Consider the following 12,883-nt stretch of genomic DNA (forward strand, 5'->3'; position numbering starts at 1 on the left):
GGGAGCTTTTTATACTGCGCACCCCGCTGATCTGGCAGGTCTTGTCCTACAGACGCGCCGTCCCACAAGGTCGGTCCGGTTGAGCACGCTATGGCTATCCGCCATGGCTTCGCAGACTCGGTGGTTCATATCCAATAACAAAATGAGGTTGTATCTCTATGTCAGTTGGCAACCAACTGCCCCACGGCGAGACCGCTCAGGGCGGCCCGCTGAAACGCGAACTCGGCGAACGGCATATTCGCTTGATGGCGCTGGGCGCCTGTATCGGCGTCGGCCTGTTCCTCGGCTCGGCCAAGGCCATCGAAATGGCCGGTCCGGCCATCATGCTGTCCTACATCATCGGCGGCCTGGCGATTCTGGTGATCATGCGCGCCCTCGGCGAGATGGCGGTGCATAACCCGGTCGCCGGCTCCTTCAGCCGTTACGCACAAGACTACCTGGGCCCGTTGGCGGGTTTTCTCACCGGCTGGAACTACTGGTTCCTGTGGCTGGTGACCTGTGTCGCGGAAATCACCGCGGTGGCGGTGTACATGGGCATCTGGTTCCCCGATGTGCCGCGCTGGATCTGGGCCCTGGCGGCCCTGGTGAGCATGGGCTCGATCAACCTGATCGCGGTCAAGGCCTTCGGTGAGTTCGAGTTCTGGTTTGCCCTGATCAAGATCGTCACCATCATCGCCATGGTGATCGGCGGCGTCGGCATCATTGCCTTCGGCTTCGGTAACGACGGCGTGGCCCTGGGGATTTCCAACCTGTGGACCCACGGCGGCTTCATGCCCAACGGCGTGACCGGCGTGCTGATGTCCCTGCAGATGGTAATGTTCGCCTACCTGGGCGTAGAGATGATCGGCCTCACCGCCGGTGAAGCGCGCAACCCGCAGAAGACCATTCCCAATGCCATCGGCTCGGTGTTCTGGCGCATCCTGCTGTTCTATGTGGGCGCGTTGTTCGTGATCCTGTCGATCTACCCATGGAACGAGATTGGCACCCAGGGCAGCCCCTTCGTGATGACCTTTGAACGCCTGGGGATCAAGACGGCTGCCGGCATCATCAACTTCGTGGTGATCACTGCAGCACTGTCCTCCTGCAACGGCGGCATCTTCAGCACCGGGCGCATGCTCTACAGCCTGGCGCAGAACGGCCAGGCCCCGGCCGGTTTCGCCAAGACCTCGAACAACGGTGTGCCGCGTCGCGCGCTGCTGCTGTCGATCTTCGCCTTGCTGCTTGGCGTACTGCTGAACTATTGGGTGCCGGAGAAAGTGTTCGTCTGGGTGACTTCGATTGCCACCTTCGGCGCGATCTGGACCTGGGTGATGATCCTTCTGGCCCAGCTCAAGTTCCGCAAGGGCCTGAGCCCGAGCGAGCGTGCTGCGCTGAAATATCGCATGTGGCTGTACCCGGTCAGTTCCTACCTGGCCCTGGCGTTCCTGGTGCTGGTGGTGGGGCTGATGGCCTACTTCCCGGACACCCGTGTGGCGCTGTATGTCGGCCCGGCGTTCCTGGTGCTGCTGACGGTGCTGTTCTACCTGTTCAAGCTGCAGCCCACCAACGCCCAGCAGGGTGCGGTGCGTTCGGCGTCGTGATCCCTCGCCCGGGAGGCTCTTGTCTTGAGCATCCCGGGCCAACGGCCTGACCTGAAGAATCCGGCGTCCCGCCAGGGCCGCCGGATTTTTTTTTGCCGCGGTTCAGCCTCCCAGGGTGCCGCTGGTATCGGCATCGAACACCGCCTTGGCTTGTCGGGCCAAGGGGGTCAGCAGGCTCAATAGCGCCGCTGCGTCATAGAGCTGTTGGGCTGCCAGGTTCACCGGGGTGGGATCGATGGGAATCAGCACTTCGGCATCGGCTGCGTGCAGCCAGATCGCCGTCACCTGCAGGGCAGGGATGAACAGCAACCTCAACTCGCAGGATTTTCCCAGCAGCAGGGGGGCCTGTTCCGCCAGGTTCAGGGCACTGATGGCGGACGCCGCCAGAGCGCCGTGATTGAGCGCCGCGAACTCGACCTTGCCGGCCACTTCCGTCAGTTGCGCGTCGGCAATGGATACGCCGCCGGCGAACACCAGGTAATGCCAGTCCCCGGTTGTGGCCTGGTCCAGGCCCTTGCCGCTGGCCAGGTCCTCCAGGCTGAGGGCGTAGCCACGAAATGCCTGTGACAGGCTCAGGGTGCCGGCATTGGCAAAGGCGCGGTTGACACCGAAACCCTGGGTGCGCAGGGCCGCCTGCAGTGCTGGGTGCAAGGTCTGGACGCCGTGGGTGGGCGCCTTGGGGTAAGTCAGTTGCATGACGCCTCCTAGTTTTTCCGGGTGAAGTAGGTGTGAGTCCAATTGCCGCCGCCGTTGTAGGAACCAGGGAAGCTGTTAAGGGCACGGGTCGAGTAACCGAAAATGGAGTCGGCGACCAGGATGTAGTTGCCGTCGGTGCCGTAGATCGTCAGGAAATGCGCGCCGCCGCCATACCAGGCGCAGCGCAGGCCGACGGGGCGGCCCATGCCGAGCTGGTTCTCGATGGCCGGCATCTGCATCCGGTTTTCCCGCATGCCGCCATAGCTGCGGGTGGTTCTGAGGGCCGAGTCCAGGTAGCCGTAGACGTTGCATGGCCCGGGCTGGCTGCAGCAGGAGTTGCGGCCCAATTCGGCGTTGGCTACCCCGCACTGGGTCCAGGAGCCGGTGCCGTAGTAGTTGCCGACCGAGGCGGATAGGGCCGCCCAGCACCAGTTGCTCTGGGTCTGCGGCTGCACACTGAAATTGAGTCGGGCGCCGGCCTGGGGCGCAGCCTCGGCGCGTGGGTCGACTTCAGCCAGTTGCAGATCGATCAGCGTACCGGCCAGGCATTGGGGCAGGGCCGGTGGGTTGCCAGTGGGGGTCAAGGTAGTGCTTAACATGTTCATCCTCCATGAATGAAAACCAGCCTCCGGCTGGTGTCGTTGTTGCCTCTGGGGCTACAGCAAGTAGCCGGACCCGGCGCTGGGTGCCGCGCTGTGCCAGCCTCGATGGCGTGCGCTGGCCGGGTCTGCAAGCAACCTTAGACGGAATATGCGTCAATGCAATTTAATTATGCGTTTATGCATTGATGCGGGCGTGGATGTCCCTGATAAAGGGGGCGTCCACAGCCGGCCCCGGTCCGGGTTGTGGCCCCTTGTTGAGTGTCGACTGAGGCTAGACGTCGATGATCACCAGGGTGCCGTGGCTGCCGGGCAGTACGCTGTGGGCTTGGCCGGCTTCCACCAGGTACATCTGACCGGCCAGCACTTCTACAGTGGCCTGGCCAATGCCCAGGCGCAGGCAGCCCTGGGTCACCAGCAGGCCTTCGTTGTAGTCGTGGGTTTCTTCAGGGTAGGGCGCTTGGTCCATGCGCAGGACCTTGATGCGGGCCGGGCCGACCTGGCCCACCAGCGAGGATTGCCAGGGGCCGGGCAGTTGGCGGGACAGTTGCTCGAAAGACAGCAAGGGCATGGTGGCACTCCGAAAGGTCAGTGGTGGTTCGGTCTGCTTTCGGTGGTCCGGTCAAGCATCGGGAGGATGTCGGCTTCTAGAATTCGTCCATCAGCAACACGCGGCATTCGCGGGTTTGAAAGGCGTTGATCTGCGGTACCAACCGGGTGAAGTGTTCGGTGTTGCAGTGAGCGTCGAGGGCTGCTTGGTCCGGCCACTGTTCGACGAAGATGAAGTGCCCCGGGTCTTTCTGATCGACGAACAGATCGTAGGCAATGCACAACGGTTCCTGGCGGGTTTTTTCCACCAGTTCGGCGTACCACGGGCGCACGGTTTCCAGGTGTTCGGGCTGGATGAAATCTTCAGCGATGACCTTGAGCATTGCAATCTTCCTTGGGTGACGCCCGGCGCTCCCCGGCGATCGGGGAGCACTGGGCAATGGGGCTTAAGCGGCGGCTTCGGTGTTGGGTTCGAAGCTGTCGGCCCGGGCCAGTTGCCACATGCGCGAGTAGAACTCGCCGTTGACCTCGCCGGTGAGCAATTCGCCGGGCTTGAGGAACACATGCAGTTGGGAGAACAGCTTGATTTCGGTGGCGGACATGCGTCGCACCAGGTGTTTGGCTTCCAGTTGCGACGGGTGCTGCAGGCCGGCGGCGGCCAGCATCTCCGCCAGGGCCTTGAGGGTGTTGCGGTGGAAGCTATACACCCGTTGGGCCTTGTCCGGCACCACCAGGGCGCGTTGGCGCAGGTTGTCCTGGGTGGCGACACCGGTGGGGCATTTGTTGGTGTGGCAGCTTTGTGACTGGATGCAGCCGATGGCGAACATGAAGCCTCGGGCCGAGTTGGCCCAGTCGGCGCCAATGGCCAGGACGCTGGCGATGTCGAAGGCGCTGACGATCTTGCCGCTGGCACCAAGCTTGATCTTGTCCCGCAGGTTCAGGCCCACCAGGGTGTTGTGGACGAACAGCAGGCCTTCACGCATGGGCGCGCCGATGTGGTCGGTAAACTCCACGGGTGCCGCGCCGGTGCCGCCTTCCTTGCCGTCGACCACGATGAAGTCCGGGAGGATGCCGGTTTCCAGCATGGCCTTGGCAATGCCCATGAATTCCCACGGGTGGCCCAGGCAGAACTTGAAGCCTACCGGCTTGCCACCGGACAACTCACGCAGCTGCTGGATGAAATGCATCATTTCGATGGGGGTGGAAAACGCACTGTGGCTCGACGGCGAAATGCAATCCTCGCCCATGCGGATGCCGCGGGTGTCGGCGATTTCCTGAGTGACCTTGTGCTTGGGCAGGATGCCGCCGTGACCCGGCTTGGCGCCCTGGCTCATCTTGATCTCGATCATCCGCACCTGCGGGTTCTGTGCCTGGGTGGCGAAGCGCTCGGGGTCGAAGCGCCCGTCGGCGGTGCGGCAGCCGAAGTAACCACTGCCCAGTTCCCAGGTCAGGTCGCCGCCGTGCTCGCGGTGATAGGGGCTGATGCTGCCTTCACCGGTGTCGTGGGCAAAGTTGCCGAGCTTGGCGCCCTGGTTCAGGGCGCGAATGGCGTTGGCGCTCAGGGAGCCGAAGCTCATGGCCGAGATGTTGAACACCGACGCCGAATAGGGCTGGGTGCATTGCGGGCCGCCGACGGTGACCCGAAAACTGCTGGGGTCGCTCAGAGGAGCCGGGCGCATGGAGTGGCCGATGAACTCGAAGCCCGACTGATAGACATCGATCAGGGTGCCGAAGGGTTTGTCGGCGCTCTCATTCTTGGCTCGTGAGTACACCAGGGAGCGCTGGGCGCGGGAAAAGGGCAGGGCGTCGCTGTCGGATTCCAGCAGGTACTGGCGAATCTCCGGACGGATGCCTTCGACCAGGTAGCGGATGTTGCCCAGAATCGGATAGTTGCGACGTACCGCGTGGGGACTTTGCAGCAGATCGAAGATCCCCAGCAGGCTCAGCAGGCCGGTGACCAGGGTGAATGGCCAGAGCCAGTCGTGTTCGAGAAAAGGCAGGCTGGCGAGGGTGAATATCACGCAGGCAGCAAAGAAGGCGTAGCGGCTCAGGAGTGACAGGCTCATACGGTTTCCTTGGTTCGGACTCATCAGGTCAATCAGGCATCGGGTGCCTTGATAACGGGTAATCGACAGCGGCACCGAACAGCTGGAACGGTGGGCTGCACAGGCATTTCTTATAGGAATTCACGGCTGTGTCAGAGCGTTGCAGCCCAGCATACTGGCCCGCTGGGGCCTTACGGGCAAGCCTGAATCGGGGGAACGAGGCAGGAGTCAGACCACTTTTGTAGGGGCTTATTGCGATAAGTTCTCGTTTAAGGCGGTTTTTGTTGTTACTGTATAACACTTGTTTTTCACCCCAGCCGCTGGAGACTCCGATGAAACCCAACATCCACCCCGACTATCGCCCTGTGCTGTTTCACGATACTGCCGCCGACGTGTTTTTCCTCATCGGCTCTACCGTCGATACCGACCGCACCTACCAGCACAGTGATGGTCAGACCTATCCCTACGTGACCCTGGACGTTTCCAGCGCCTCGCACCCGGTGTACACCGGCCAGCAGCGCAAGACCCAGTCCGAAGGCCGTATCGCCGGTTTCAACAAACGTTTTGCGTCCTTCAGCTCCAGCGGTAAAGCCGCTGCCAAGTGAGGTCCTTGGCGTCCATTCGCGCCGCCGTCCGTTGGAGCACTTTCAGCGGACGGATGGTATTAAAAAGCCATCATTGCCCTCGGAAATTCTTCTACGCTTGAAACAGGCAACAAGGATCAGTGTTGTCAGTAAAAAGAATGAAGGACATGTGCATCGATGTTGACCCGAGGTGTCTCATGGGTGAGCTGAACGTTGCCACAGTCACACGCCTGCCCGAGGTTCTGTTGGTGGACAGCCAGGACACGATCCTGCAGCGCCTGCACCAACTGCTCAGCTCCCATTCCTACGTGCTGCATCTTGCCCACGACGCCAGCGAAGCCCTGAAGATCATGGCCACCCGGGAGGTGGACCTGGTGATCAGCTCCGCCCATCTGCCGCAGATGGATGGCCCGACCCTGCTGGCGCGCATTCACCAGCACTATCCGGCCACCACGCGCATCCTGCTGACCGGTGACCCGGACCTGAAACTGATCGCCAAGGCGATCAATGAAGGGGAAATCTACCGTTACCTGAGCAAGCCCTGGGACGACCAGGAACTGCTGCTGACCTTGCGCCAGGCACTGGAGCACCAGCATTCCGAACGTGAGCGCCAGCGCCTGGAAGCTCTGACCCAAGAGCAGAACGCTGAGCTCAAGGCCCTCAATGCCCTGCTGGAAAAACGCGTCGCGTCGCGCACCGCGGAGCTGCAACAAACCGCCGACATGCTCGACCTGGCCTATGAGGAGCTCAAGCACAGCTATGCCACAGGCGCCGAGCTGTTCTCGCTGCTGGTGAACCAGCGTCTGCCAAGCGACAAGCAGACCAATCGCCGGATCATCGAACTGGTGCGTGCCTACTGCAAGATCCAGGGCATCGATGCCGTGGCTCAGCGCGACCTGGCCATGGCCGCGGCCCTGCACAACATCGGCAAGCTGAGTTGGAGCGACAGCATGATGATCACCCCGGCCGATTGGCTGCATCACCATGAGCGTGATCGTTATCGGGCCTATCCGGCGCAAAGCGAATCCCTGCTGATGACCCTGGAGCCGGTGCAGGATGCTGCACGCCTGATCCGCCATCACCAGGAGCACTGGGACGGCAGTGGCTTTCCCGATCACCTCAAGGGCGAGGCGATTCCCCTGGGCTCGCGGCTGCTCAAGCTGGCGGTGGACTTCATCGAACTGCAGTGCGGCCTGATTCTCGAACGGCACATGAACAGTGACGAGGCCCTGGTGTTCATCCGCAAGTACGCCGGCCGGCTGTACGACCCCGAGTTGGTGGAGGGGTTTATCCAAGTGTGCTCGGTCTACCTCAGCGATGTGACTCTGGGTGACCCTTCGGTCAAGGTCCTCGGCACCCGGGAGCTGGCGGCGGGCATGGTGCTGGCGCGTAACCTGAATGCCGACAACGGCATGCTTCTGCTCAACGCCGGCAAGGTGCTGAGCCTGCCCCTGGTGGACAAACTGATCGCCTTTGAAACCATGGAGGGCGCCCGTTACAGCGTGTTCGTCAAACTGGCGCGGGAGCAGCAGTCGGGGGCCTGAAAAGAGGGCTCCAACAACGGGAAAAATATCGCTGGCGGATGACGGCCCGCTGCCGGACATGTGATCCTTGCGCCTTCGCTCTCAAGGTTTTCAGGTTCCCATGTCGCTGTCTTCCGCCGTTGCACCCTCCATCATCCGTATCGCCGCTGCTCTGTTGCTGGGGGCCGATGGCCAGACCCTGCTGGTGCGCAAGCGCGGCACCCAGGCCTTCATGCAGCCTGGCGGCAAGATCGAAGCCGGCGAGCCGCCGGTGCAGGCCCTGGCCCGAGAGCTGGAGGAGGAACTGGGCCTGCGCATCGATCCGAGCCAAGCCCGCTATCTGCAACAGTTTTGCGCACCGGCGGCCAACGAGCCTGGACATGTGGTGCAGGCCGAGGTCTTTCTTGTTCGCATCGACACTGCGGTGACCCCGGCGGCGGAGATCGAGGAGGTGCGCTGGATCGATCCGGCCGGCGATGGTGATTTATTCCTGGCGCCGTTGACACGGGATCTGATCTTGCCGTTTTATCGCAAGGCCCAGGCGAGCCTCGCCTGACTCCCCGTTGCCAAGGACTGCCATGATTCCACTCCACGACTACCTGATCTTCGCCGCGGCCTCGTTGCTGATGGTGCTGACCCCGGGCCCGAACATGATCTACCTGATTTCCCGTTCGATCTGCCAGGGGCGCAAGGCCGGGGTGACATCGTTGCTGGGGGTCGTGGCGGGTTTTTTCGTCCACCTGTTTGCTGCTGCACTGGGCCTGACTGCCGTATTCATGGCGGTGCCCATGGCCTATGAAGTGCTCAAGTGGGCCGGTGCCCTGTACTTGCTGTGGCTGGCCTGGCAGGCGCTCAAGCCTGGCGCGCGATCGCCTTTCGAAGCCCAGCAGTTGCCGGCGGACTCGCCCCGCAAGCTGGTGACCATGGGCTTTCTGACCAGCGCTCTGAACCCCAAGATCGCGGTGTTCTACCTGTCGATCTTTCCGCAGTTCATTCATCCCGAGCACGGTTCGGTGTTCTCCCAGAGCCTCATTCTCGGCCTGACCCAGATCAGCGTGAGTTTCTCGGTGAACCTGCTGATTGCCCTGTTCGCCGCAGGCATTGCCTCCTGGTTCGCCAGTAACCCCACCTGGCTGTCGGTACAGCGTTACTTCATGGGCTTCGTGCTGGCGGGGCTGGCGGTGCGGTTGATGTTCGAACAACGTCGAGCCAACTGAATGTGATGGATGGACGCCCCTCGATGAGCCTGCAGATCCAGCGCCTGACCCCTGACGATGTGGAGCAATACCGGGCCTTGATGCTCGAAGCCTATGACCGTCATCCCCAGGCGTTCACTTCCAGTGTCAGGGAGCGGGAAAAGCTACCCCTGGCCTGGTGGGCCGCGCGCCTGGACGGCGAGCTGGACCTGCTGCTGGGGGCTTTTTTCGAGGGGCGCCTGCTGGGGATTGTCGGTCTGGCCTTTGAACTTCGCGAGAAAGCCCGGCACAAGGCGACCCTTTTCGGGCTCTACGTCACGGGCGAGCAGCGTAGCTGCGGTCTGGGTTATCAGCTGGTGCAGAGGTTACTGACGCAGGCCGCCGATTATGAGGGGCTGCGTCTGGTGCAACTGACGGTAACGGCGGGCAATGACGCAGCGCTGTCCTTGTACCGGCGCTGCGGCTTTGTCCAGTTCGGGCTGGAACCCCAGGCGGTGTGCGTGGGGGAGGATTATCTCGACAAGATCCACATGTGGCGCGAAGTACCGCGGTGATCCTGTGCGCTGACAAGCCGGTTCCTGCGTGAGTGTGGGGCTCAGCGTACGACGCTGACGCCGTCCAGGGTCGAGAACGAGGTGTCCTTGGCGGTCAGCAGGAAGTCACGCATGTAAGGCGCATCCAGCATATCGGCGCGAATCGCCGCGTACAGGGTGGCGAATAGTCCCTTTTCACCCAGCCGCTTGGCCTTCACATAACCCCGTGAGCTGTATTCATGCAGAGCCCAGTGGGGCATGCCACACACACCGCGGCCGCTGGCCACCAACTGCATCATCATCACCGTCAGTTCCGAGGTGCGTACCTGCGCCGGTTCGATGTCCGCCGGCTCCAGGAAGCGGGTGAAGATGTCCAGACGATCCCGCTCCACCGGATAGGTGATCAGGGTTTCGTTCAGCAGATCTTCCGGGACTATGTAGGGCTTGCTTGCCAGAGGGTGCTGGTTGGCCACCGCAAGCATGGCTTCGTAGGTGAACAGCGGCACATAAGTGATACCGGCCAGTTCCAGGGGATCGGAAGTCACCACCAGGTCCAGGTCGCCCCGGGCCAGCGCCGGTAGCGGTGCAAAGGAGAAGCCCGAGGCCAAGTCCAGCTCCACTTCCGGCCAGGCGTCGCGGAACTGGTCGATGGTGGGCATCAGCCACTGGAAGCAGCTATGGCACTCGATGGCCATGTGCAAGCGGCCGGCGGTGCCGCCGGCCAGGCGGGCAATGTCACGTTCAGCGCCACGTAGCAGCGGCAGGGTGGCATCGGCCAGTTGCAGCAGGCGCAGGCCGGCGCTGGTGAAGCGCACCGGCTTGGTCTTGCGCACGAACAGCGGCATGCCCAGGCGCTCTTCAAGCTCCTTGAACTGGTGGGACAGGGCGGACTGGGTCAGGTGCAGGCGTTCGGCGGCTTCAACCAGGCTGTCGGCTTCGCGCAGGGCGTGCAGGGTCTTCAGGTGACGGATTTCGAGCACCAGGGTCTCCATGAGTAAATTTTGTGATCAACACGAAAAGGTTGAGTTTGTCTCATGTTGGCCGAGCTGTCGACAATAGCGCCATCTTTTACAAGGAGGCACTTTCCCATGGCACTGGCCCACACCCTCGGTTTTCCACGCATCGGCGCTGACCGTGAACTGAAAAAGGCCCTGGAAGCCTATTGGAAGGGCGACCTTGATCTGGCGGCGGTGCAAGAGGTCGGTCGCGAACTGCGGGCTCGGCACTGGCAAGTGCAAAAAGACGCCGGCATCGATCTGCTGCCCGTGGGTGACTTTGCCTGGTACGACCAGGTGCTCGGCCACTCCCTGACCTTCGGGGTGATTCCCGAGCGTTTCGACGGTGTCCGCGATGCCCAGGGCCGTCCGACCCTGGACACCCTGTTCGCCATGGCCCGTGGTGCCAGTGCTGGCTGCTGCGGGGAGCATGGGCAGGCGCAATACGCCCAGGAGCTGACCAAGTGGTTCGACACCAATTACCACTACCTGGTCCCCGAGTTCAGCGCCGATCAGCCGTTCAAGCTGAGCTGGGAGCAACTGTTCGACGAAGTCGATGAAGCCCATGCCCTGGGGCATCAGGTCAAGCCGGTGATCATCGGCCCCTTGACCTACCTGTGGCTGGGCAAGGCCAAGGGCAATGCATTCAACAAGCTCGATCTGCTGGAGCGCCTGTTGCCGCTGTACGGCGAGATCCTCAATCGCCTCAAGGCCCAGGGCGTGGAGTGGGTGCAGATCGACGAGCCGATCCTGACCCTCGACCTGCCACAGGAATGGAAGAGTGCCTTCGAGCGGGCTTACCACATCCTCCAGTACTCGCCGCTGAAAAAGTTGGTGGCTACTTACTTCAGCGGCTTGGAAGACAACCTTGGCCTGGCGGTGGGCCTGCCGGTGGACGGCTTGCACATCGATGCGGTGCGGGCTCCGGAACAACTGGGCCAGATACTGGACCGGCTGCCGACCTACAAGATTCTTTCGGTGGGCCTGGTCAATGGGCGCAACGTCTGGCGCTGCGAACTGGAGCAGGCCCTGCAACAGTTGCAGGTCGCCCAGGAGCGTTTTGGCGACAACCTTTGGGTCAGTAGCTCTTGCTCGCTGCTGCACAGCCCGGTGGACCTGTCTCGGGAAGACCAGCTGGATGCCGAGCTGAAAAGCTGGCTGGCCTTTGCCGTGCAGAAGTGCGGCGAGATCTCGGTCCTGCGTGATGCTCTGAACGATCCCCAGGCCCCTGCGGTGCAAGCGGCCCTGGCGCAAAGCCGGGAGGTCCAGGCCAGTCGTGCCCGCTCGCCACGGATTCACAAGGCCCAGGTCCAGGCCCGGATCAAGGCCATCAGCGCCGCCGACAGTCAGCGCCAGTCACCCTTCGCCCAACGTATCGAACAGCAGCGAGCGCGCCTGCAACTGCCGGTCTTTCCCACCACCACCATCGGTTCTTTCCCGCAGACTGCATCGATCCGCCTGGCGCGCCAGGCCTACAAGCAGGGCAAGCTGTCGCTCAACGACTACACCGATGCCATGCGCAGCGAGATTCGCCACGCAGTGGAGATTCAGGAGAGCCTTGGCCTGGATGTACTGGTCCACGGTGAAGCCGAGCGCAACGACATGGTGGAGTACTTTGCCGAGCAACTGGACGGCTACTTGTTCACCCGCTTCGGCTGGGTCCAGAGCTACGGCTCGCGCTGCGTCAAACCGGCCATCATCTACGGCGACCTGAGCCGGCCCCGGGCCATGACCGTGGACTGGATCCAGTACGCCCAGAGCCTCACCGACAAGGTCATGAAAGGCATGCTCACAGGACCGGTCACCATGCTCATGTGGTCCTTCCCGCGCGAAGACGTATCGCGCAAGGTTCAGGCCCAGCAACTGGCGCTGGCCCTGCGCGATGAAGTGCAGGACCTGGAACAGGCCGGGATCAAGATTGTGCAGATCGACGAAGCCGCGTTCCGCGAAGGCTTGCCTCTGCGCCGCGCGCAATGGCAGGAATACCTGGACTGGGCGGTGCAGGCCTTCCGCCTGAGCGCCTCCGGTGTGCGGGACGAAACCCAGATCCATACCCACATGTGCTACAGCGAGTTCAACGATGTGATCCAGTCCATCGCCGCCATGGATGCCGACGTGATCACCATCGAGACTTCCCGTTCGGACATGGAGTTGCTGCAAGCCTTCGAAGCCTTCGACTACCCCAATGACATCGGCCCGGGTGTGTATGACATCCACTCGCCACGGGTGCCGGACACTGCCGAGATGGTCAAGCTGATGAGCAAGGCGGTCAAACGCATTCCCGCCGAGCGACTGTGGATCAACCCCGACTGTGGCCTGAAGACCCGCGCCTGGCCGGAAACCGAAGCGGCCCTGGTGAACATGGTGGCCGCGGCCCGCCAACTGCGCAGCCAACTGGCCTGAGCCCCTGTAGTCGGCTTGCCGGCGAAGGCGATCATCAGCTCCTCTTCGTCGGCAAACGAAGCGCCGCCCGGCCGTCCCCCAACTGGTGACCGCTGGGCGGGCTTCATCAAACTGTCACGCAACTGTGGCAGCGCGAAACATCGAAGTTCATCAGACTCGCGCTCTACTGGGGTTCTGCGT

General features: G+C 62.4%; 13 protein-coding genes. 7 read left to right on the forward strand and 6 right to left on the reverse strand.

Annotation, left to right across the window (positions count from 1 at the left end):
- Positions 1–158: 158 nt before the first annotated feature.
- Positions 159–1,580: an amino acid permease gene (locus tag FW796_RS06665; RefSeq protein ID WP_346632544.1), complete on the forward strand. Its 1,422-nt coding sequence runs from the start codon at positions 159–161 to the stop codon at positions 1,578–1,580.
- A gap of 102 nt (positions 1,581–1,682) precedes the next feature.
- Here the strand turns inward: FW796_RS06665 and FW796_RS06670 are convergent, their stop codons facing one another.
- The 5 genes from FW796_RS06670 to FW796_RS06690 form a co-directional block, all read right to left on the reverse strand.
- Entirely contained in the window at positions 1,683–2,276 is a 594-nt protein-coding gene (locus FW796_RS06670) for a hypothetical protein (RefSeq protein ID WP_346632543.1), read from the reverse strand.
- An 8-nt stretch (positions 2,277–2,284) separates the two neighbouring features.
- A complete protein-coding gene (locus FW796_RS06675) occupies positions 2,285–2,875 on the reverse strand; it encodes a papain-like cysteine protease family protein (protein ID WP_446439167.1) in 591 nt (196 codons plus the stop codon).
- Between the two features lie 274 nt (positions 2,876–3,149).
- Positions 3,150–3,446, reverse strand: a complete 297-nt coding sequence (locus FW796_RS06680) for a cupin domain-containing protein (protein WP_346632541.1) — start codon at positions 3,444–3,446, stop codon at positions 3,150–3,152.
- Between the two features lie 76 nt (positions 3,447–3,522).
- Positions 3,523–3,807, reverse strand: a complete 285-nt coding sequence (locus tag FW796_RS06685) for a putative quinol monooxygenase (protein ID WP_346632540.1) — start codon at positions 3,805–3,807, stop codon at positions 3,523–3,525.
- Between the two features lie 63 nt (positions 3,808–3,870).
- Complete coding sequence (locus FW796_RS06690; RefSeq protein ID WP_346632539.1) at positions 3,871–5,490, reverse strand: FMN-binding glutamate synthase family protein; 1,620 nt, start codon at positions 5,488–5,490, stop codon at positions 3,871–3,873.
- Between the two features lie 311 nt (positions 5,491–5,801).
- On the opposite strand from FW796_RS06690, the gene FW796_RS06695 reads away from it, so the two are divergent.
- From FW796_RS06695 to FW796_RS06715, 5 genes are all read left to right on the forward strand, one after another.
- Positions 5,802–6,074 carry a type B 50S ribosomal protein L31 gene (locus FW796_RS06695; RefSeq protein ID WP_123726025.1) on the forward strand — a complete coding sequence of 91 codons (273 nt, stop codon included), beginning with the start codon at positions 5,802–5,804 and terminating at the stop codon, positions 6,072–6,074.
- Positions 6,075–6,250: 176 nt separating this feature from the next.
- Positions 6,251–7,597, forward strand: coding sequence for an HD domain-containing phosphohydrolase (locus FW796_RS06700; protein ID WP_446439168.1), 1,347 nt, complete (start codon positions 6,251–6,253; stop codon positions 7,595–7,597).
- A 100-nt stretch (positions 7,598–7,697) separates the two neighbouring features.
- A complete protein-coding gene (locus tag FW796_RS06705; protein ID WP_446439169.1) occupies positions 7,698–8,132 on the forward strand; it encodes an NUDIX hydrolase in 435 nt (144 codons plus the stop codon).
- Between the two features lie 22 nt (positions 8,133–8,154).
- Positions 8,155–8,793, forward strand: a complete 639-nt coding sequence (locus tag FW796_RS06710; RefSeq protein ID WP_346632536.1) for a LysE family translocator — start codon at positions 8,155–8,157, stop codon at positions 8,791–8,793.
- Positions 8,794–8,822: 29 nt separating this feature from the next.
- Positions 8,823–9,326 carry an N-acetyltransferase family protein gene (locus FW796_RS06715; protein ID WP_446439306.1) on the forward strand — a complete coding sequence of 168 codons (504 nt, stop codon included), beginning with the start codon at positions 8,823–8,825 and terminating at the stop codon, positions 9,324–9,326.
- A gap of 41 nt (positions 9,327–9,367) precedes the next feature.
- On the opposite strand, the gene metR is transcribed toward FW796_RS06715, so the two are convergent.
- Positions 9,368–10,285 (reverse strand): transcriptional regulator MetR, encoded by a 918-nt coding sequence (gene metR, locus FW796_RS06720; RefSeq protein ID WP_346632534.1) that lies wholly within the window; start codon positions 10,283–10,285, stop codon positions 9,368–9,370.
- 108 nt (positions 10,286–10,393) lie between these two features.
- Here metR and metE point away from each other — a divergent pair, with 108 nt between their 5' ends.
- Positions 10,394–12,703, forward strand: coding sequence for a 5-methyltetrahydropteroyltriglutamate--homocysteine S-methyltransferase (metE, locus tag FW796_RS06725; RefSeq protein WP_446439170.1), 2,310 nt, complete (start codon positions 10,394–10,396; stop codon positions 12,701–12,703).
- Positions 12,704–12,883: the final 180 nt, after the last annotated feature.

The sequence above is a fragment of the Pseudomonas sp. 910_21 genome (assembly GCF_052850735.1).